The organism is Serratia sp. (in: enterobacteria) (genome assembly GCF_046715635.1).
Taxonomy (GTDB): Bacteria; Pseudomonadota; Gammaproteobacteria; order Enterobacterales; family Enterobacteriaceae; genus Chania.
On sequence record NZ_JBKJYW010000051.1, the window covers coordinates 1 to 19,835 of the forward strand.

The following is a 19,835-nucleotide window of genomic DNA, read 5'->3' on the forward strand; positions in this document are numbered from 1 at the left end:
CTGAGGATTTAAAGATGAAAAAAGTATTAGCGCTGATCGTTGCTGCCACCATGGGCCTGTCTTCTGTTGCTTTCGCTGCTGATACTGCAGCTGCACCGGCACCAACCGCGGCTCCTACTACTACAGCTCCTGCGGCTGAGAAAGCTCCAGCTAAAGCGACTCACCATAAGAAAGAACACAAGAAAGCCACTAAAAAAGCACCAGAGCAGAAAGCCCAGGCTGCCAAAAAGCACCACAAAGCCGCCGCCAAACCAGCTCAGAAAGCTCAGGCTGCTAAAAAGCATCACAAAGCCGCTGCCAAACCAGCTCAGAAAGCCCAGGCTGCTAAAAAACACCACAAATCAAGCAAGAAAGCCGCAGCTCCTGCTGCTAAATAAGTGAAGATTGCGGAGCCGTCAGGGTTCCGCATCCTCTGCTGAATACTCTGACACCCGGTTTGCCGGGTGTCTTCTTTTGAGGTGAGGTCATCTTGATGAACCGCTACCTGTTTGAAGTGATCTTCAGTGCCGTCACGCTAGGTGGTCTGGTGGTTGCCTGGCAATTGTTCCTGGCCAGCAGTTTCCTGTGATTATTGCCCGATAGGCGTTTCGTGCAGGTGTAGCCAGCGTAGCCCGTCGGCGGTCTGGGTGAATACCACGCTAGAATAACGCAGGGTCGCCGGTTGGCCTGGCAGCGTTTGCTTCTCGCGATAGTTGACTACGGCACCCGTTGTCCATTCTGCGACCATCTTCATTTCTTCGATCACAATCTCCAGCCCCGGCTTTGCAGCCCGATGCGCCTGGAAAAATGCCCCTAGCTCGTTAGATCCCAGCTTGCTGCCGTTCAGGGCAATCATGCAAAAATTTGCGTGAAACCGCGCCAAGAGCGGTTGCAGTTCCCCAGCCCCTTTTCCCAGCCAGTCGGCGATAGCCACATGGGCGTCAATCACTTCGGTAAAATAACGATTCATCACGATTCCTGTTCAGCGTTGAGATGGCGCACGATGGCGCGGTTGGTAATACGCAGGCACAGCAACATCGGGAACAGCGTACTGGCTGCGGCGAGATAAAAACAGTAACGATAGGCCATGAGTGGTTCCATATGGCCGAGCAACAGATTCAGCAACAGGCTCAGTAGGGTAACGCCAAAGCAAAAGCTCAACTGGCGGTTGATATTCCATAGGGCGCTGGCATCGGCCAACTGGGTGTCGGCAATGGTGAGAAAGGCGCAGCTTTGTGCCGTGCTGCTACACAGGCTGCCACCCAGCCCCATCAAGGCAAACGCGAAGATTTGCCAGCTATGCTGCCCGGCATCGCCGATTTGCGATAAGGCCAGCATCCCCAGCCCTTGCAAAGCACAACCGGCAATAAACAACGGGCGTGGGCCGCAACGGTTGAAAACCTTGCCGGTCAGGGTGATGGCGGCAAAAGAGGCCAGTGACCAGGGAACCATCAGCCCGCCAACCTGAGTGGCCGACATACCCAGCTGGTTTTGCAGATACAGCATAGCCACCAGGCTGACGCCGATAAACAGACCCGGAATACACTGGTAGACGATCATGGCGATGCGTAATTGCGGATCCCGCACCAGCCGTAGATCCAGCAGCGGGTGGGGATGGCGCAGGCTGTGCCGCAGGTAGTAAGCAAACACCAACAGCCCGCCGAGCAGCAAGAGGGTTCCTTGCCACAGCGGATCGGTGCCGCTCAGTTGGGTCAGGCCAAGCAGGATCAAGGTCAGTGCCAGGCAGGCGCTAATCAGCCCGGTGACGTCCAGCCGTTTAACTTCGCTGGCCGCAGGTTCGTTACGCAGCCAAAGAATAGCCAACAGCAAGGCCAGTGCCGCCAGCGGCAGATTGCTGAAAAACACCCAGCGCCAGTCAAGATGATCGACAATCAGGCCTCCCAATGCCGGGGATAGCGCCGGGGCCAGCAGCCCCACCAGCATGATGGCGGCAGAAAGCCCGGCGCGTTCATGGCTGCGAAACAGCTGATAGGTGAGCGTTTGCCCAATCGGGATCAGCAACCCTCCGCCCATACCTTGTATTACCCGCCAGCCGATCAGCTCTTCGATCGAGCCAGCACGCCCTGCCGCTGTGGTTGCCAGCATAAACAGTACCAACGACAGCAGAAAGACCTGCCGCCCGCCAATACGTTGCGCTAGCCAGGCGCTGAGTGGGATCACCAGCGTCAGGCCAAGCAGGTAACCGTTGCTGATCCAGGCCAACTGGCTGATGCTCGCCTGCAAGGCGAGGCCGATCGCCGGGTAGGCGACGTTGGCGATAAACATGTTGATCAGATCGACAAAGAATCCGAGCAGATAGACGATTGCCACTTTACTGCGATAAGCCATGAAGCCTCCGGTTGAAGGCATGCAGTGTAGCGGGCGGGAAAGGGCTGATAAATCGGCGCTGGGCGATTACACTGTCAAAAATATTTTGACAGTTGGGGCGATGAAAGATGCTCAATTTAGCCAGGTTAGCGATGTTTGCGGCGGTGGTCGATACCGGCAGTTTTACCGCTGCGGCGGAGGCTTTGGGGCAAACCAAGGCAGTGGTCAGCTTTAATATTAAACAGTTGGAGAGCGAGCTAGGCGTTTCATTGCTGGTGCGCAGTACGCGGCGGCTGTCACTCACCGACGCCGGGGAGCGTTTTTATCCGCGTTGCCAACGGTTATTACAGGATGCGGAGTACCTGCTCGACGATGTACGCCGCGATCATCATGGCTTGAGTGGCATTTTGCGCATCACCAGCACGCCGGAATATGGTGCGCAGGTGGTGGTTCCGGCCTTGGCCGCGTTCGCGCAGTTGCATCCGCGCTTGCGCATTCAGCACGTTTCTTCTTCCTACCACGCGGATCTGATTTCCGAGCGCTTTGACGTGGCTATCCGCCTGGGTCAGTTGGCGGACTCCAACCATCATGCGGCGCTGATAGATAACTTTGCGATCTTACCGGTGGCGGCACCGGCTTATCTTGCACAGTGGCCGATCGAGTCACTGCCTCAACTGGCTCAGGCTGCCTGGCTGGCTCATAGCCGTCTCCCTTCACCACTGAGTTGGCAAGTGCTCACCCCTCAACGTCAGGCGGTGTTGTTCAAGGTGGAAGATGACGCCAGGCTGATGGCCGATAGTGCCACTGCGTTGCTGACTTTCGCGTTACAGGGGGCCGGTGTTGCCCTGCTGCCGGAATGGCTGGTACGGCCCGTTATTGCTAACGGGCAATTGTGCCACTTGCTGCCAGATCACCCGTTCCCGAGACAGAGCATTTATGCGCTCTATCCCAACACGCGTCATGTACCGGAGAAGGTCCGAGCGTTTATTGATTTCCTGCGGGCGCGGATAGCCACGGCTGAATAAAAGCCAGCACGGCAGCGATGGTTTGCTGGTGGGCATGTTCACGTTCAGCAGGGGAAGACCCACAGATAAAGGCTTCCCCTTCCTCCGCTAATATCTCCGGGGCGGCCGAGGTACACAGCTGTAGGAAATCGAAGTGATTGCTACCCGGCAAGACGACGGCCTTGATCGGCTGCTGCCCGCTGTGCGTTGCTAGCGACTCAGCTCCCAGACTTTCCGGATCGTTACCCGGCATAAAGTGTTGTGCGGCAATGACCAGCATCGGCGCGCTGATTTGGCGCAGGCTGGCCGGTTGCAGATAGGGCACCATGCCTGGGTCCAGGGCAATGGCGAAGCGGATGCGGGCATCGGTGTAATGAGCATCAAACTGGGTGGCAGAGAGAGTATTCTTGTTAACCTCGGCATAAAACAGGCAGTTAGGCGAGTGTGGTTGGCGTTGGCAACCGGCGATAAAATCTTTTAACGCGACTTGGCCGCCAATGGCGGAGATAGCGCTGTAGCCACCTTTGGAATGCCCCGCCACGCCAATGGCCTGTGCGTTGATCCGCGGCTGCCATGTACCATCCTTGAGCATTGCGTCGATCAGCGCCGAGATATCGCTCGTTTGTTGCCACAGTTCGAGCGATTTTGCCGGGATAGAATCACCGCTGGTACTGCCCGGATGATTGGCTGCAACCACGATCATTCCTTGTTCTACCAACGCCTTCGCCAGCCAGGCTTGGCTGCTATTATTGCCACCGCTGCCGTGGCTGACGATCATCAGTGGAAAATGCCCGGTTGCTGGCGGGGCGTCTGGCAGAGCAGGGATGCCTGCAAATACCGGTCTGCCGCCGACCTGTTGTGGCTGGCCTTGAGCGTTTGTGGGGTAATAGATACGGGTGACCAATGGGCGATCGCCGTTATAAAACGTTTGCAGGCGGCTGGCAACCTGCCAGGGCGCGGCGGTGGCTACACTGCTAAACAGCAGACACAGGATCCATAACTTTTTCATAACTGCTCCTTCAAGGGGAAAACCAGACCATCGCATTCGCATTATCCAGGCGCGACCTCGATCGCGATCCAGGTCGTTAAGCGATTGTTTTAGCTGATTATGGTCCCTACACTGGGGCGTTCCTGAATAATCACAGAGGTCACATGCCGCTTATCCCGCTGTCTTTTCTCTTCAGCCTGTTGTGCCTGGCGTTGATCGTGCGCCTTGGTTGGCCACGGCCACGCCGTTGGCTGCTACAGCTGTTGCTGTTGATCTGCGCCTGGCAAAGCGTGTTGGTGGGGATCCGTTTTGGCTATCAGCAACCCTGGGTTGCTATTTTGCAACCGCTGGGGGCCGCCCTGATCCCGCCATTGTGTTATCTGGTGCTGATGTTGCAGGCCCGTGGGCCGATGGGGTGGCGCGTCGTTGGGCATCTGACGTTCCCGCTGCTGGTGTTATTAGTGCAGTGGCGCACCTTGGCGGCGCTGGATGGGTTGATCATTGTTGGCTATCTCGGTTACGGCGCGGCTATTTTGCTGTACCTGCGGCGCGGTGAGAATGCCTTGCAGCAGGTGGCGCTGGCGGACAGTTGGCTGAGCTATCGCTTATGGTGCGGATTAGGCGGCCTGTTGATCGTCTGTGGCCTGACCGAGTTGGCGATTACCCTGGATTATTTGCTGTTAGCCGGGAAGCATGCTGGCGCGCTGGCAGCCTTTGGCAATGTGATGATGGTCTTGGGGGTAGGATTGGTGCTTGGCCGTGAGCGCCAACAGCCAGAATCTGAAGAGCAGCCCTTGCCACCTGCGAAAGCCGAAGCGGGTTCAGAGGATGACGAACACTGCTTTGAACTGATCAACCAGCGGCTACGCAAGGACGATCTCTATCTTGAACCGGCGCTGAACCTGGCCCGCTTAGCGCGCAAGGTGGGCATACCGGCACGTAAGGTCTCCCAGGCGATTAACCAGCAGGCGGGGATGAACGTATCCCAATACGTGAATCAATTACGCATTCAGCAAGCGGCCCAGTGGTTGAGTAGCAACGATCGTCCAGTGACCGAGATTATGCTGGAGGCCGGTTTCAGCACCAAATCCAACTTTAACCGTGAGTTTCTGCGGGTTCAGGGGATGAGCCCCAGCGAATGGCGTAAACAGCAGACGGGAGGTCTATAGCTGCAGATTATTCCTAAACCAGAATGAGTACGGATAAATTAATTGTTTCATCTCCTGATTACGGTAAGGTCGCAAAGCTACCCAGAACTGAGAGGAGAAATAGATGTATTTACGGCCGGATGAAGTGGCTAAGGTGTTAGAGAGTACCGGTTTTGAGCGTGATTATGTCACCGATCAGACCTACGGTTTTCGTAAGGGCGAGCACTACGTGTATGTGAATCGGGAAGCGCGAATGGGCAGAATGGCGTTGGTGATCCACCCGGCGTTGAAAGAGAAGAGCCTCCATTTTGCCACGCCCACCTCGTTGATGCGTAACAGCGAGCAGTATCTTGAGTTTCCCCTGGATTTAAGCGGTGATACGCCCAACGCGCGTTACGGCATTCCTCACGGTTTCAGCTCCCGCGATGCGCTCTCGCGCTATCTCTACAGCATGTTCCTTTAAACTCTCCCCCCGATGCCGGGGGAAAGCTTCACCAGTTGGCCAGCGCTTCCCGGTTATAACGTTCGTTGTAGGCCCGGCGGAACTGCGCCAGTTCAAACGCATCCAGATCCAGTTCGGCAAAGTAAAACAGCGCCGCTTCGGTGTGCTCGGCATGCAGTTCGGGCGACAGCCCGGCGCGCAGCAGCGTTTCCCGCCACAGGCCAATCTGCTCATCGTCCGCCTGCTTGATAAACGTCAGGTAGATAAACAGCATATAGGCGGCCTGATGCATCTCTTCGGTATAGCCGTTGTTCAACATGCGGATAAAGCTTTGGCTGTGGCGGCTACCCATCTCCTGCAGCATGGACTCCACCAGCATCGGCTTTACTTTCAGCAAATGCGCCAGCGAATCTATCGCCTTGCGGGTGTCGGAAGTCATGACACGATAGCCAATAATGAAAACTACGATCAGGGCGGCGATGATGATCCACGTCATGTATGATTTTTACCGTCTTGGTGCGCAACATACGCGCCCGAAATTGTCAGTGTTGCTCACCGCTGAAATTGTCTGCGGCCCGTTGTTTATTATGCACATGGCGATTAAAGGTGGCGGCATCTTGTGCCAGCGCATCCAAATGGGCCCCCAGCATCTTGATCTGCTTGACCAGGGCATGCTGTTCCGGCACCGAACTGGCGGTGCTGAGTTTGTTGACCAGCTGTTCATTCTGCATGCGCAGCGTGGTTTCACGCCGTTGCGCTTCGGCCAGTTGCTGTTGCAGAGCCTGGTAGCTTTGTTGCCATTCACGGTGCTGCTGTTCGAAGCTGGCTTGTAACTCATTCATTGCATTCTGAAACTGGATTTCCAGCTCGCGCATATTCATGGGTTGGATCCTTTGCGGCACTCAATAATGGCCTGCAGTATAACGAAAAGCGCTCATAACCTCACCCGTTGCCGTTAATTCCTCACTTGCAACCCAGGCAAGGCGTCTTACAATCATCCCATTCCCCCTAACAGCAACAGCCCGCCGGTGTGTGAAATCTCCCGAGAGTGATGCGAAATGAGCAACGAAGAGAACGATTTTTTTGCCCAGGCAATGGCCGATGTGAGGCCGTTATCCGCGGGGCAACCCACGCTGTACCTCAAGGTGCAGGATCCTGTCGATAAACGTGCGCGCCGGGAAGCTCAAGCGTTGCAGTTGGAGAACTTCCTCAGTACCGGCTTTCTGGACATTATTCCCTGCGATACTCCGTTGGAATATAAGGGGGAAGGTATTCAGCAAGGGGTGCTAGATAAGCTGCGTCACGGCCACTATCCGCCGCAGGTCAGCCTCAATCTGCTGCGCCAGCCGGTCGAGAACTGCCGTCAGGCGCTGTTCCGCTTTATCATCCAGGCGGAGAAAGACAGCCTACGCTCGTTGCTGATTGTGCATGGCCGTGGGCGGACAGATCAAAGCCATCCGAATATCATCCGCAGCTACCTGGCCAAATGGCTGGGGCAGTTTGAACAGGTGCAGGCGTTTTGCCGGGCTCTGCCGCGCGATGGTGGTGAGGGGGCGTGCTACGTCACCTTGCGTAAGTCTGCCGCTGCCAAGGCGGATAACTTCGAACGCCATGCCAAACATAGCCGTTAAGGTGTAAGCAATGGCGGCGCAGGGGAGCGCCGCCATAGGGGAGAGTTAGCGTTTAAACCACTTATAATCCAGAGAATAACGGCCAGCACCGGTAACGGCAAGCAGCAACAGACCGGCGATAATACTGATGTTTTTAAAGAAGTTGATTTCGTTGCCGATCATTTCTGCTCCGCTAAAGCGCCAGAACGGGTGGCCGATAAAGGCGGTGCCCAGCACATAGAGCGCATAAATGATGGCAATTGGTCGGGTGAAGGCCCCCAGCACGATGAAGATACCGAAAATGAACTCCACCACCACGGCGACAACTGCGGCCAGGTAAGGCATCGGCGCACCGTAGCCCTCCATTGCCGTAACCGTGGCGCCAAAGTTGGTCAGCTTCATCCAACCGAAAATAAGAAACAGGATCATCAGCAAAATTCTGGCCAACAGAATAGTGCCGTCTTTTACACTTTCGCTCATTGTGAACCCCTTAACCACTACCCAAAATAGGTTGCCGTACCTGGTAAATAGTAGATCAACTTCACATTTTATCTAGGGAGAGGGCGTGAGGGAGTTAACGGAATATCAACAGACGCCGAAGTCGTCGTCTTCGTGATACGGGTTCACTTCGTTGGCCTGCACCTCAGTGCGTTGTTCAACCCCTAACTCGACCCAACTGCATATCAGCGTCTCTCCATCTTCTTCGATAACGGTCATTTTTGGCCCACCGGTTTTACGCTGCACAAAATCACCCACGCTAAATGACATGTCACTTCTCCTGATCTGTTGGGGTAAACACTGAGTATAGGAGGTCGCAGGTATTCCTCAATCGGCTCGTTACGTAGGGGCGCTGCATGCTGCGCCCGATCCTGTCGCCAGCTCGGTTAATTGCTGTTTGAGCCAGTTGCAGGCGGCGGGGCGGCCGTTCTTGCGATGCAGATAGATTTTGATGGTATAGGCTGGCACCGCGAATGGCAGGGGATGGATCTGTAGAGGTGCTGCCTGCTGCAACCGTTTTGCTGCATAGCGCGGGATGCTCATCAATAACTCACTGGCCGCAATAATAAAGGGCGCTCCAAGTAGAGAAGGGGTCTTCAGAGCGATATCGCGCTGCAGCCCTTGTTGCTCCAACTGGTAGTCGATGACGCCTCTTTCCTCGTTCCATGGGGTAACGACGACATGCCGAGCCTGCAAATAACGCTCCTGTGTCAGTTCGCCATATTTCTGCATAAAACTGGGGGCGCAGATCGCCACATAGTCATCCTCCAGCCAATCTATTTCCTCTATTTCTGGATAGTTTTGATCCGTGGTTTCGGTAAAGCCCAGGGCAAAATCAATCTTGCCTGCCAACAGATCGTTCAACGCCACTTTGCGTTCCGAATAGCACAGCTGGAACGAAATGTGGGGCGCATTCTGCTGCATATGCGCCATCAGCGCCGGGAAAACCGCGAAGGCGGTGTAATCGCTAATGGCAAAGGTAAAGGTTTCGCGGCTGGTTGCCGGCACGAAACGCGGGCGCGGGTTTAATCCCTTGGTCAATAAGGCCAGGCTTTCGCCGATCGCCGGGGCCAGGCTTTCTGCAAAAACCGTCGGCAGCATATCGTTACCCACCCGGTAAAACAGCTCATCGGAGAGGCTCTTGCGTAGCCTGGTCAGGGCATGGCTGAGCGCAGAGGTACTCAGCGCTAACTCCGACGCGGCGCGGGTAACTGAACGCAGGCGATAGACCGCTTCAAACACCAATAACAGGTTAAGATCGATACGTCGTAAATCCAGATGCATGATATTCATTCTCTATTGATGAAAATGCAGTTCATACAATATTGGTTGAGTATTATGCTGGCAAGCAGGTTAGTTCATTCAACTAGGAAACATCATGACAATTGAAATCCGCCCGGCGGTAAAAGCCGATGCCAGACTCATTCTCGATATGATTATTGAGCTGGCGGTGTATGAAAAGGCCCGCGATGAAGTGCGCACTAACGTGGCAGAGATCGAAGAAACCCTGTTTGGCTCCAACGCCTGCGCAGAAGCGTTGATCTGCAGTGTGAATGGCGAACCTGCAGGCTATGCGGTGTTCTTTATGAGCTACTCGACCTGGCTGGGCAAGAACGGTATCTATCTGGAAGATTTGTACATCACACCCAAGTTCCGTGGGGCGGGGACGGGCAAAGCCTTGCTGCGTCACATCGCTCAGCTTGCCTGTGAACGCCGTTGTGGACGCCTGGAATGGAGCGTGCTGGACTGGAATCAGCCAGCGATTGATTTCTATCTCAGCATTGGTGCAGCTCCGCAAGATGAATGGGTACGCTATCGTATGGAAGGCAAGGTACTCGAGCAGTTTGCCATGTCTTGATCTGCGCCCGCTTCGGGGGAGGCATCTCCTCCGAAGGCTGATATTTAATGCTTTTTTCCACCGCTGGCGCTATCGTCCCGCAATAGTGCTGCGCCTGTTCCTTCATTTCTTCTCGGTTTTTCCCTGCTTTGTCCTGTGAGGTTTCCTACAACACCCTTCGATGGGCGGCTTTGTCTCGTCTGGTTACACTAGAGCCAAGAAAAATAAGGAGGTCTTATGCGGGACATTCAACAGGTTTTGGGGCGTTGGGGCGTGTGGGCACGGGAAAGTTCTTCTCTGGGATATTCGCATATCGCCGCCGGTTTTAAAGGGTTGCTGCCGGGCAGTACTAAACAGCAGGCTTCTTGTTGTGACGAGGACGGTTTGGTTGTGGATCGTGCGGTTGCTTACCTGCAGGCTCTGCGTCAGCCGGAGGAGTTAGAACTGATCTTGCGTTACTACGTTTATGGGCAATCGAAGTCCGCTATTGCTCGCGGCTGGAAATGTTCGGAAGGCCGGGTAAGGCAACAGATGCAGGTGGCAGAAAGTTTTATCGAAGGTTGTCTGGTCAGCCAGAATATTCGTTTGGAAATGGATAGATAAACTATTATTGATAATAAAAATAAATAATTTTTAAATTGAAGTAATTACCACCCCGCAATGCGGGGTGGTTTTGTTATTTTAAATTAACGGTGAAAAATAATTTAATAAAAATCTATTCGCTACGAGTTTTATCTAGTAAATTGATAGCGTGGTTATTGTGTTTCGCAGTTGATAAAAATATTTTTAAGAAATAGGCTTCTCGCTACGAAAACTATCAGTTAGAGTGTTATTACTGGTTTAACCCAAGGCGATATACTCTTACCCAATGCGGTGAAATCTGGAGGGGCTATGAGCACCTTGCGTATCAATGATTTGTTTGAGTCCAGGTTAACGGCCTGGGCTGAAGAAAATAATATTAAATACACCTTGGCTAACGTGAATTTTACGGCAGATGACGATCTTCATCTGGAACCGTTTATTGCTCCTGAGCCTGCGGTGGCGCTAGGTATTTCCCAAGAGGTGCAGACCTATAGCGGGAATTATCAGGTTAATATTGTGATGAAGAACGGGACTGGCGCGAAAACTGGCTACCAACTGGCGGAGGAGATTATCTCATTATTCCCTCGGGGATTGGTGCTGGCGGACGATGATTTTAACTGTTATGTCAATGCTGGTGGCAATATCCTGCCAGCGATTGCCAAAGATGAATTATATACCCTGCCGGTGACCATCGGTTATTGGGCTGGTTATTAATATACCCGTCGTCTTTCAAGCTGCAGCGTTGTTACCATCACTATCCCACCCCAGTCACTTACTAAACGTAAGCTCCTGGGGATGAGATAGCTTGTCGCCTAGCTGCAGCTTGAAATCCATAGGGTATAAAGATGTATAACGTTGTAAACATCGCTGGAGTGATTATCCAGCAAGTAAACCAAGCATACCGCTATCCGGCGGTTTTTTTATATCTGAAATTGGAGAATTACCATGGGTTTTGCATTACCAAATGGCGCCACCGTATTTGCTGGCGCGCCAACAGCACCAGGCGTAGTAACCACCGCAGTCAGCAATGCTAACGGCGCCGTATTTACCGTGGCCACCGGCCACACTCTGAAAGTGGGTGACATCGTAATGGTACGCTCCGGCTGGGGCCTGATCGACAGCCTGGTGGCCAAGATCACTGCCCAAGTGGACACCAGTATCACCATCGGTGCCATCAATACCACCGACGTGAGCTTCTTCCCGGCCGGTGGTGGCAAAGGCTCGTTGCAGAAGATCTCCAACTGGACGCAAATTCCTCAGATTACCGAGGTAGCGCAATCTGGCGGCGATCAGCAGTACGTGCAGGTGCAGTTCCTGGAAGACGATCGTCAGCGTAACCTGGCCACCTTTAAAGCGGCCAAAACGCAGACCTTTACCTTTGCGCACGATGCTTCCCAGCCGATCTACAGCCTGCTGCAGGATGCCGATCGCAATGGCATCACGCTGGCGTTCTACATGCACGTGCCAAAAGCCAAGGAGCTGCGTTACTGGTCTGCGGTACCGGCTTTTGATCCGCAACCCACCACTGCGGTGAACCAGGTTGAAACCGTGCAGGTGGCGCTGGCGGTGCAGTCTTGCGATATGACGTTCTATAAAGTGACTGCTTAAACACGTCTATTTCCCCCTCAGGCCCGGTTGCCCGAGGGGCTAATAGGGATGAGTTAAACCTGGAAAATGAGGAAATCATGGTTGAATTTAAACTGAATCCAAAGCCGACCTTTAAGGCGGATGTCTCCGTTCCGCGCCCTGGAGATGAAGATGGCGTGCTGACTTTTACCTTCAAGCATAAAAAGCGTACCCAGCTAGAGCTGTTGGAAAAGTCTTTGCGTGAAACCCTGGAACTGCAAAGCGAAACGGGTATTTACAGCAATGAGCCGATGGCGGATTTTTTGATGGAAATTTGCGCAGGCTGGGCTTTGCCTGACGAGTTTACTCGCGAAAACATGCTGGTGTTGTTGGATAACTACCCGCGGGCGTTTGATTCAATTGCCACTCTGTTTACCCGCGAACTGATGGCCGCACGCGGAAAAAACTGATAGCGCTTGCCGAAGCGTTTTATACGCCAGAGCCTGCCATTGAAGATCTCGGTGCCTTTGGTCTGAGCGCCGCCGATTTTGATCCGGTGATCGTTGAAGCCTGGCCCGATATTTGGCCAGCGTTTCAGGTTTTTCAGGCCATGGGAACCCAGTGGCGCATGGGCATGCGGGGTGTCAGCGGGTTGGATTATAACTGCCTGCCTTGGCTGATGAAGCTTTATGGCGTGGACGATGAGGCAAGCGCGTTCAGTGATATTCGCGTAATGGAAAGCGCAGCACTTAGGATAATTCATAATAAATAACTACTTATATCAGCGTTAAGTTGGTTGGAGGGCAGTATGGCAAATTCAGACTCAGACTCTATGTTGCTGCGTGAGAACATCAAGAAGATGCAGTATCTATATAATAAAGATATTCCTAAAGCAATAGATGGCCTTAGGAGGATTACCGCTCGGTACAATGAGGCGGGTGAAAAATTCGTTTTGGGGTTGAGGACTATTAATGAGAACTCCGGAGTTCGGCAGATGCTGCTCATTCCGGCGTTGGGTGAGCTTCAGAAAAGTATGGATGGGGATAGGTTAAGAAGAGAGAACCTCCTTAAAACATTGCGTCCATTGCCGGCTTATGAACTTAAAGTAGATCCTAAAAAAGAACCGGGATTGCTGAGTGACTATATCTCAGATAAACAGGCGGAGGCCGGTAGAAAAAGCTGGCAGAGCTACCTGGATACCGCAACCGATATTTCTGCTGCGGTAGTTCAGGTGGCCAAGGCCAGCCACGAGGGGCTGACGGAGATCCTTACCCGATTGCTCACTACTGGCCGCTTTAGTTTTCATACTTTTTCTTCTTCTATTTTGCAGATGTCCGCCGGGTTATTCAGCAAAATCATTAGCGGATTTGCGGTTGATAAAGCGGTGAAATGGATAGACTCAACCTTTTTCCCTGCGGCGGATCCCAATAAAACGGCTACGGATAACGCGGCCAAAACGGCGGCGGGCGGGGCCGATGCCGCAGCATTAGCAGAAGGTGGTGGCGGAGAGGCAAAAGAGGACCCCACCAAGGAGAAGCTGGATGAGGATAAGAAAACCTGGCAGGAATATTACGAAAGCGTCACCGATGTTTATAAAGGGATCAATGAAATTGGCCAGGCAACCCATCAGGGATTATCTGACAAACTGACGGAATTAGTGACAACCGGCAAAGCCAGTTTTAAGGAGTTTGGCACGTCGATTATCACCATGATTATTCAGGTCATCAACCAGTTGTTGGTGGCTTATGCCATACAAACAGCGATGGGATGGCTTAAGGATGCGTTTACTCCTCCTGCATCATTGGTCACAGGTGGAACGGCGGGAGCAGGGGCAGCAGTCGCTGCCACAGGCAAATCCAGCGGTGGTTACACCGGCGATGGCGGTAAATACGATCAGGCGGGCGTGGTACACCGTGGCGAGTTCGTGATGACCAAAGAAGCTACCCAGCGGATCGGCGTGGGCAATCTCTACGCCATGATGCGCGGCTATGCGGATGGTGGCCTAGTGGGTGGGAACAAAGCCCCGATGTACGGCCTGGCGGCAGAACAGGGGGGCGGCATTACGGTCAACAGCACCGTAGTAATGAACCATGACGGCTCGGCGAATGCGGCCAATAGCTCCTCTGCCGGTGACGGCATGGGCAAGCTGGTGCAGGGCATCGTTAATCAGGCGATCACCGAACGTTTGGGCAAAGAGCTTAAACCGGGTGGCCTGATCTGGAATGCCTCAGCGGCCCGCTGATCCTCCTTATCAATTATCAATAGTAACAACCGCAGTCTGGCATCAGGCCTCATTAATTGCTCCTCAATCGTTATTTCCCCCTCACCCCAACCCTCTCCCCAAAAAGGAGAGGGGGCTGGTATGGCGCCGTGTTCAGGTACAGAAGTAACCTGTAACAAGGGTGATAGGAAAGACGAATGCATGATCCAATATGTGGCACGGTCAGTCCCCTCTCCCTGTGGGAGAGGGTTAGGGTGAGGGGCAATGCCTGGCGAGTGACTGACGGTTATTACTGCTCGGAGTCTTTATGCTTATCGATACTTTCCAATGGCAAACCCAGGCCTCGCCTAGCGGTAACTTTGTCCATAACGTCAGAAGTGCGCAGTTCGGCGACGGCTATAAACAGGTCAGCAGCAACGGGCTGAACCAGGCGGTGCAGCAGTGGCAGTTGGCCTATACCGGCCATCCGGCCGTGACCCAGTCGATGCTGGCCTTTTTAAATCAACACGTGCTCGTAGCCTTTTTCTGGACGCCGCCCAATGGCAAGAAAGCGCTATTTCGCGTCAAGTCGGATTCAATCTCCGTCACGCCGCTTGCGCGCAATGTGGAGGCGTTGAGTTTTGCCTTTGAACAAGCCTTCGGCGTATAGGTGCAATCATGTCATTTAACAGTGAAGTGCAAAAGCTGGCGCCAGGGGAACTGATCCAGCTGATCGAAATTGATGGCACCGCCTTTGGTGCGGACATCATGCGCTTTCATGCGCACAATATTCCCCACAGTCAGGCCGAGATCGCGGCGGCGGGCGACGAGGCTCAGCGGCTGAAACCGAAATCGCTCTGGTGGCAGGGAAACGAGTACGAAGCCTATCCCTACGAGATCACCGGCCTGGCAGCAACCAGCGATGGTTCGCAACCAACGCCCAGGCTCAGCGTTGCCAACCTCAGCAATCTGGTGTCTTCGTTGTGTCTGACCTTCAACGATATGGTTCAGGCGAAAGTACGGGTGCATGACACCTTTGCTAAATACCTGGATGCGGCCAACTTCCCCGAGGGGAATGCTCTGGCGGATGCTTCGCAAGAGCGGGTGCAGGTGTTCTATATCGACAGCAAAAGCACCGAAACCAACAGCGTGGTGGAGTTCCAGCTCTGTACCCCGTTTGATCTGCAAGGTCAGCAACTGCCCTCGCGGCAAATTCACGGGCTGTGCACCTGGTGCATCCGGGGTTGGTACCGCAGCGGCAGAGGTTGCGATTACAGCGGCGGCGCCTGTTTTGATAAGGACGATAAACCGATCGACGATCCGGCGTTGGACGTCTGCGGTGGCCGGGTGTCCTCCTGCAAAAAACGCTTTGGTGATGCACAACCCCTGGCCTTTGGCGGGTTCCCAGGTTCCAACCTGTTGGGGAGGTAATGATGCAGGCTGAAATCATGCAGGCGATCTGTGAGCATGCCGCAGCAGAATATCCTAATGAGTCCTGCGGTTTTGTGGTGCAGAACGGGCGTAAGGCACGTTATCTGCCGTGCCGTAATGTGGCGGAAAACACGTTGGATAACTTTGTCATTTCCCCTCAGGAATACGCGCAGGTGGAAGATCAAGGCGAGATCATTCGCATTATCCACAGCCATCCTGATGTGCCCGTTTTGATCCCTTCGGAGATGGATCGTTTGCAGTGCGATCACTCGGGCATTGTCTGGGGCATCGTCTCGTGGCCCGAAGGGGATTACACCGAAGTTGTGCCACGCGGTGAGCGCCCGTTAGTCGGGCGCAGCTGGCTGTTGGGGCATGCCGACTGCTGGTCATTGATCCGGGATTACTATCGCCAGGAACACGGCATCGCGCTGAACGATTACTCGGTAGAACATGAATGGTGGATCGACGGCAAAACCCGCCTGTATGACGATCATTGGTACGCCGAAGGGTTCCGAGAATTTCAGGGGCCGATGCGCGCGGGCGACATGATCATGATGCAGGTTTCAGCCCCGGTTACCAACCACGCGGGTATCTATCTGGGGGACGGCATGATGCTGCATCACCTGTTCGGCCAGCTTAGCCAGCGTTATCCCTACAGCGGATATTTTCAGGAGCGGACGGTACGCGTAGTCCGCCGAAAGGAGCTTCTATGATGCAAACAACAAGACTGATCCGGTTGGGTGGCCAACTGGGTAAACAGTTCGGCAAAACTCATCGGCTGGTGGTGGCGGATACGCGCGAAGCACTGCGGGCGCTGTGTATCACCTTGCCCGGATTTGAGAGATTCATGATGAATGCCCATAAGGACGGCGTGCAGTTTGCCTTCTTTAATGGCCCGCAAAATATTGGCCTGGCCGAGTTTGCTACCTCCAAAGGCAGCGCTGATATCCGCATTATGCCAGTGATTGCGGGCAGTAAAAATGGAGGGATGTTTCAGATTGTGATCGGCGTGGCGGCGCTGGTGGCCGCGTTTTATACCGCTGGAGCCTCAATGGCTGCGTGGGGGAGTGCGATGGGGATGACTGCTACGGCTTCGACACTTACTGCTTCCGCAGCAATGGCCGTTAGCAGCTTAACCATGATGGGGGCTTCGATGGTCCTAGGCGGCGTGATGCAACTGATGACGCCACAGCCGAACTTCGGCATGTCCTCTTCCCAATCGGTGGAGAACAAACCGTCCTATGCCTTTGGTTCACCGGTCAATACCACGGCGCAGGGTTACCCGGTGCCGGTGCTGTACGGCGAACGGGAAATCGGTGGTGCGGTAATTTCCGCCGGTATTTACGCTGAAAATCAGCAATAAGCCCCTTTAGGGCATTTTTCTACAGGTCGCATTCGCGACCTTTTTTGTGGGCGCAATATGACAAAGTTAACTATTCATGGGCGCAAGGGCGGTGGTGGATCGGCGCATACGCCGGTTGAAGCCCCCGATGATTTGCAGTCCAACGCTAAAATCAAAATCCTGCTGGCGCTGTCTGAAGGGGAAATTGCCGGTGAGTTAGACGGCACCCGCATTCTGCTCGACGGCACCCCGGTACATAACCCCGATGGCAGTGAAAACTTTACCGGCCTGAAGTGGGAGGTGCGTAACGGCACCCAGACTCAGGATTATATCCAGGGCATGCCGGATGTAGAGTCTGAAACGCCGGTCAACGTCAAGCTGACCACCACTAACGTCTGGACCAAAACCTTCACCCGAACCGATATCGACGCGCTGCGCATTCGCATGGGTTTCCCGGCGCTGTTCCAGCAGGAAGATAACGGCGATATGAACGGTTCGCAGGTGGAATACCTGATCGAGCTTTCTACCGATGGCGGAGCCTATAAAACCGTGGTCACCGGTACGCTAAAGGGCAAAACCACCAGCCTGTACGAGCGCGATCACCGGATTAATCTACCTAAGGCAACCACCAGTTGGACGCTGCGCATCAAGCGCATCACCCCAGACTCCACCAGCAGCAAGCTGGTAAACACTACCCAGATCCAGACCTACACCGAGATCGTGGACGCCAAGTTCCGCTATCCCAACACCGCCTTGCTGTTTATCGAGTTCGATGCCCAGCAGTTCAATTCAGTGCCGAAAATTACGCTCAAGCCGAAGGGCAAAATCATCCGCGTACCGACCAACTACGATCCGTTGGCGCGGACGTATAGCGGCAATTGGGATGGCAGCTTTAAATGGGCCTGGAGCAACAACCCTGCCTGGGTGTTTTACGATATCGCGCTGGACAAGAATTATGGCTTAGGCAACCGGGTTACCGCCGCCGAGATCGACAAGTGGGGGTTGTACAGCATCGCACAGTATTGCGATGAGCTGATTGATGACGGCTTGGGGGGCGGAGGCAAAGAACCGCGTTTCCTGTGCGATGTGTATATCCAGTCGCAGCAGGATGCCTACACCGTATTGCGTGATATCGCCGCCATCTTCCGCGGCATCACCTACTGGGGCAACGATCAGCTGTTTGCCTACGCGGATATGCCACGCGATGTGGATTTCGTTTATTCGCGGGCCAACGTCATCGGTGGCGAATTTGCCTATGCGTCGGGTTCTTACAAGAATCGCTATACCTCGGCGCTGGTGAAATGGGGCGATCCGGCCAACCATTATACCGACGCGGTGGAAGCGGCTTACGATAACGAACTGGTGAAGCGCTACGGCGTTAACCAGACTGAAATCACCGCCATTGGCTGCACGCGGCGCACCGAGGCTCACCGCCGTGGGCGCTGGGCAATCCTGAGTAACGCCAAAGATCGTACCGTCAGCTTTACCGTCGGGTTGGATGGCAATATTCCGCTGCCAGCCCGGATCATCGGCATTGCGGATGCCATGCTGGCAGGCAAGACTAACGGCGGACGCATCCATTCCGCGCAGGATCGTGTAGTAGTGCTGGATCGTGAAGTGGCGTTCGGCAAAGGCGATCGCCTGATCGTCAATCTGCCAGACGGCACGGCGCAGACTCGCACTATTGCCAGTATCGCAGCAGACAAGCTGACGGTGACGCTGACCGCCCCGTTCCGCCAGCAGCCAGAGGCTGAAGCCGTCTGGAGTATCGATTCCGACAGCCTGGCGATCCAGCAGTTCCGCGTGGTGTCGGTCCAGTCCAACGATGATGGCACCTTCGCCATTAACGCCGTTGAGCACGATCCGGATAAATACACCTTTATCGATAACGGCATCCACCTGGATGCGCCGCCAATCACCGTCACACCACCAGGAGCGATGCCAGCTCCGGCGAATATCACCCTCTCGCGCTACGACTACGTCAGCCAGGGGATTAACGTTGCCTCAATGCGTGTGCAGTGGCGAGCCGTCGCTGGCGCAGTGACCTATGAAGCCCAGTGGCGTAAAGATAACGGCAACTGGGTGAATGTGGGCGCGACGCCTTCTCTCGGGTTTGATGTTAACGGCATTTATGCCGGCAACTACGATGTGCGTGTGCGGGCGGTGAATGCGGTGGGCGTTTCCTCGCAGTGGGGTCATGCCGAGCCGAGCTATCTGGCAGGAAAAGCGGGTTCGCCGCCTAATATTGTTTCGTTTACGGCAACCAAGGATGTGGTGTTTGGCATTCAGCTTTCCTGGGGCTTTGGCCCGAACTCTGCCGACGGCCTGAAAACCACCCTGATGGTAGCCAGCCGGGCGGATTTCGCCGACGAACGCTTACTGGCCGATGTGCCATATCCGCAGCATCGCTATGACATGCAGGGCCTGCGTGCCGGGCAGGTGCTGTATTTCCGTGCGGCCTTTACCGACAAAACTGGCAACCAGTCCGACTGGAGCGAGTTTGTGCGTGGGATGGCTTCGGACAGCGCGGACGTGGTGCTGGCGCAAATCGCGCAAAGCATTACCGAGACCGAACTGGGCAAAGATCTGTTGGAGAAGATCAACAGCCTGCCTTCGGATCAGAACGTCCAGGATCTGGCCGAGAAGATCGTCCAAGCGCAGGCCGATATCGAGGCGAACAGGGATGCGCTGCAAGGGGATGTCGATACCCTGCAAGCGGCGCTGAACAAGGTTAACGCCGAGCTGGCGGGCCGCAATGCCGATCTGAGCAATGCTGTTGATGTGCTGCAACAGGATTTGACGCAGCTGGGCAAAGCCGCCATCGAAAACAGCCTGACCATCGAGCATAACCGCCAAAAACTCTCCCAGGCCCAGGAGGCG

25 protein-coding genes and 1 pseudogene are annotated in these 19,835 nt (G+C 54.5%); 18 read left to right on the forward strand and 8 right to left on the reverse strand.

All coding sequences use genetic code 11. From position 1 onward, the window contains the following. The first annotated feature begins 14 nt into the window (after positions 1 to 14). Positions 15 to 377 carry an acid resistance repetitive basic protein Asr gene (gene asr / locus ACLQ7H_RS02480; RefSeq protein WP_411751322.1) on the forward strand — a complete coding sequence of 121 codons (363 nt, stop codon included), beginning with the start codon at positions 15 to 17 and terminating at the stop codon, positions 375 to 377. 191 nt (positions 378 to 568) lie between these two features. Here the strand turns inward: asr and ACLQ7H_RS02485 are convergent, their stop codons facing one another. Both ACLQ7H_RS02485 and ACLQ7H_RS02490 read right to left on the reverse strand, forming a co-directional pair. Further along, positions 569 to 949 (reverse strand): DUF4440 domain-containing protein, encoded by a 381-nt coding sequence (locus ACLQ7H_RS02485; protein ID WP_411751303.1) that lies wholly within the window; start codon positions 947 to 949, stop codon positions 569 to 571. After that, positions 949 to 2,328, reverse strand: a complete 1,380-nt coding sequence (locus ACLQ7H_RS02490) for an MFS transporter (RefSeq protein ID WP_411751304.1) — start codon at positions 2,326 to 2,328, stop codon at positions 949 to 951. Before ACLQ7H_RS02490 ends, ACLQ7H_RS02485 begins: the two co-directional genes overlap by 1 nt. 131 nt (positions 2,329 to 2,459) lie before the next feature. Between ACLQ7H_RS02490 and ACLQ7H_RS02495 the strand changes: the two are divergent. Next, positions 2,460 to 2,564: pseudogene (locus ACLQ7H_RS02495) on the forward strand (LysR family transcriptional regulator); the annotation flags it as partial. Positions 2,565 to 2,753: 189 nt separating this feature from the next. Continuing rightward, positions 2,754 to 3,332: a substrate binding domain-containing protein gene (locus ACLQ7H_RS02500; protein ID WP_411751323.1), complete on the forward strand. Its 579-nt coding sequence runs from the start codon at positions 2,754 to 2,756 to the stop codon at positions 3,330 to 3,332. Here ACLQ7H_RS02500 and ACLQ7H_RS02505 read toward each other — a convergent pair. After that, positions 3,292 to 4,320: an alpha/beta hydrolase family protein gene (locus ACLQ7H_RS02505; protein WP_411751305.1), complete on the reverse strand. Its 1,029-nt coding sequence runs from the start codon at positions 4,318 to 4,320 to the stop codon at positions 3,292 to 3,294. The two genes, ACLQ7H_RS02500 and ACLQ7H_RS02505, sit on opposite strands and share 41 nt — an antisense overlap. Before the next feature lie 143 nt (positions 4,321 to 4,463). Between ACLQ7H_RS02505 and ACLQ7H_RS02510 the strand changes: the two genes are divergently transcribed. Next, positions 4,464 to 5,468 carry a helix-turn-helix domain-containing protein gene (locus ACLQ7H_RS02510; RefSeq protein WP_411751306.1) on the forward strand — a complete coding sequence of 335 codons (1,005 nt, stop codon included), beginning with the start codon at positions 4,464 to 4,466 and terminating at the stop codon, positions 5,466 to 5,468. Between the two features lie 103 nt (positions 5,469 to 5,571). Continuing rightward, entirely contained in the window at positions 5,572 to 5,910 is a 339-nt protein-coding gene (locus tag ACLQ7H_RS02515) for a DUF2002 family protein (protein ID WP_411751307.1), read from the forward strand. 28 nt (positions 5,911 to 5,938) lie between these two features. Here the strand turns inward: ACLQ7H_RS02515 and ACLQ7H_RS02520 are convergent, their stop codons facing one another. Both ACLQ7H_RS02520 and ACLQ7H_RS02525 read right to left on the reverse strand, forming a co-directional pair. Then, on the reverse strand, positions 5,939 to 6,385 hold the full coding sequence (locus ACLQ7H_RS02520; RefSeq protein WP_411751308.1) for a DUF1198 family protein: 447 nt from the start codon (positions 6,383 to 6,385) through the stop codon (positions 5,939 to 5,941). Positions 6,386 to 6,431: 46 nt separating this feature from the next. Continuing rightward, positions 6,432 to 6,770 (reverse strand): MbeD/MobD family mobilization/exclusion protein, encoded by a 339-nt coding sequence (locus tag ACLQ7H_RS02525; RefSeq protein ID WP_202728886.1) that lies wholly within the window; start codon positions 6,768 to 6,770, stop codon positions 6,432 to 6,434. A 177-nt stretch (positions 6,771 to 6,947) separates the two neighbouring features. Here ACLQ7H_RS02525 and smrA point away from each other — a divergent pair, with 177 nt between their 5' ends. Continuing rightward, positions 6,948 to 7,520: a DNA endonuclease SmrA gene (gene smrA / locus ACLQ7H_RS02530; protein ID WP_411751309.1), complete on the forward strand. Its 573-nt coding sequence runs from the start codon at positions 6,948 to 6,950 to the stop codon at positions 7,518 to 7,520. Between the two features lie 45 nt (positions 7,521 to 7,565). On the opposite strand, the gene ACLQ7H_RS02535 is transcribed toward smrA, so the two are convergent. From ACLQ7H_RS02535 to ACLQ7H_RS02545, 3 genes are all read right to left on the reverse strand, one after another. Further along, positions 7,566 to 7,979, reverse strand: coding sequence for a DoxX family protein (locus ACLQ7H_RS02535; RefSeq protein WP_411751310.1), 414 nt, complete (start codon positions 7,977 to 7,979; stop codon positions 7,566 to 7,568). Positions 7,980 to 8,084: 105 nt separating this feature from the next. Further along, positions 8,085 to 8,267 (reverse strand): YodC family protein, encoded by a 183-nt coding sequence (locus ACLQ7H_RS02540; protein ID WP_411751311.1) that lies wholly within the window; start codon positions 8,265 to 8,267, stop codon positions 8,085 to 8,087. Positions 8,268 to 8,336: 69 nt separating this feature from the next. After that, complete coding sequence (locus tag ACLQ7H_RS02545; protein WP_411751312.1) at positions 8,337 to 9,290, reverse strand: LysR family transcriptional regulator; 954 nt, start codon at positions 9,288 to 9,290, stop codon at positions 8,337 to 8,339. An 85-nt stretch (positions 9,291 to 9,375) separates the two neighbouring features. Here ACLQ7H_RS02545 and ACLQ7H_RS02550 point away from each other — a divergent pair, with 85 nt between their 5' ends. The 12 genes from ACLQ7H_RS02550 to ACLQ7H_RS02605 form a co-directional block, all read left to right on the forward strand. After that, entirely contained in the window at positions 9,376 to 9,855 is a 480-nt protein-coding gene (locus ACLQ7H_RS02550) for an N-acetyltransferase family protein (protein WP_411751313.1), read from the forward strand. A gap of 216 nt (positions 9,856 to 10,071) precedes the next feature. Further along, positions 10,072 to 10,437 carry an antiterminator Q family protein gene (locus tag ACLQ7H_RS02555; RefSeq protein ID WP_411751314.1) on the forward strand — a complete coding sequence of 122 codons (366 nt, stop codon included), beginning with the start codon at positions 10,072 to 10,074 and terminating at the stop codon, positions 10,435 to 10,437. Positions 10,438 to 10,725: 288 nt separating this feature from the next. Then, a complete protein-coding gene (locus ACLQ7H_RS02560) occupies positions 10,726 to 11,130 on the forward strand; it encodes a phage tail terminator-like protein (RefSeq protein ID WP_411751315.1) in 405 nt (134 codons plus the stop codon). A 231-nt stretch (positions 11,131 to 11,361) separates the two neighbouring features. Then, positions 11,362 to 12,024 (forward strand): phage tail protein, encoded by a 663-nt coding sequence (locus tag ACLQ7H_RS02565; protein WP_411751316.1) that lies wholly within the window; start codon positions 11,362 to 11,364, stop codon positions 12,022 to 12,024. A gap of 77 nt (positions 12,025 to 12,101) precedes the next feature. Then, positions 12,102 to 12,452 carry a phage tail assembly chaperone gene (locus ACLQ7H_RS02570; protein WP_411751317.1) on the forward strand — a complete coding sequence of 117 codons (351 nt, stop codon included), beginning with the start codon at positions 12,102 to 12,104 and terminating at the stop codon, positions 12,450 to 12,452. 62 nt (positions 12,453 to 12,514) lie between these two features. Next, entirely contained in the window at positions 12,515 to 12,754 is a 240-nt protein-coding gene (locus ACLQ7H_RS02575) for a DUF1799 domain-containing protein (RefSeq protein ID WP_411751324.1), read from the forward strand. A 357-nt stretch (positions 12,755 to 13,111) separates the two neighbouring features. Further along, positions 13,112 to 14,224 carry a phage tail tape measure protein gene (locus ACLQ7H_RS02580; RefSeq protein ID WP_411751318.1) on the forward strand — a complete coding sequence of 371 codons (1,113 nt, stop codon included), beginning with the start codon at positions 13,112 to 13,114 and terminating at the stop codon, positions 14,222 to 14,224. A 286-nt stretch (positions 14,225 to 14,510) separates the two neighbouring features. Next, on the forward strand, positions 14,511 to 14,852 hold the full coding sequence (locus tag ACLQ7H_RS02585) for a phage tail protein (protein ID WP_024486957.1): 342 nt from the start codon (positions 14,511 to 14,513) through the stop codon (positions 14,850 to 14,852). An 8-nt stretch (positions 14,853 to 14,860) separates the two neighbouring features. Next, a complete protein-coding gene (locus ACLQ7H_RS02590; RefSeq protein ID WP_411751319.1) occupies positions 14,861 to 15,613 on the forward strand; it encodes a phage minor tail protein L in 753 nt (250 codons plus the stop codon). Between the two features lie 2 nt (positions 15,614 to 15,615). Then, positions 15,616 to 16,326, forward strand: a complete 711-nt coding sequence (locus ACLQ7H_RS02595; RefSeq protein WP_411751325.1) for a C40 family peptidase — start codon at positions 15,616 to 15,618, stop codon at positions 16,324 to 16,326. Next, positions 16,323 to 16,976 (forward strand): tail assembly protein, encoded by a 654-nt coding sequence (locus ACLQ7H_RS02600; protein WP_411751320.1) that lies wholly within the window; start codon positions 16,323 to 16,325, stop codon positions 16,974 to 16,976. Before ACLQ7H_RS02595 ends, ACLQ7H_RS02600 begins: the two co-directional genes overlap by 4 nt. A 57-nt stretch (positions 16,977 to 17,033) precedes the next feature. Further along, the coding region (locus ACLQ7H_RS02605) for a host specificity protein J (RefSeq protein ID WP_411751321.1) at positions 17,034 to 19,835 on the forward strand (2,802 nt) is incomplete at its 3' end.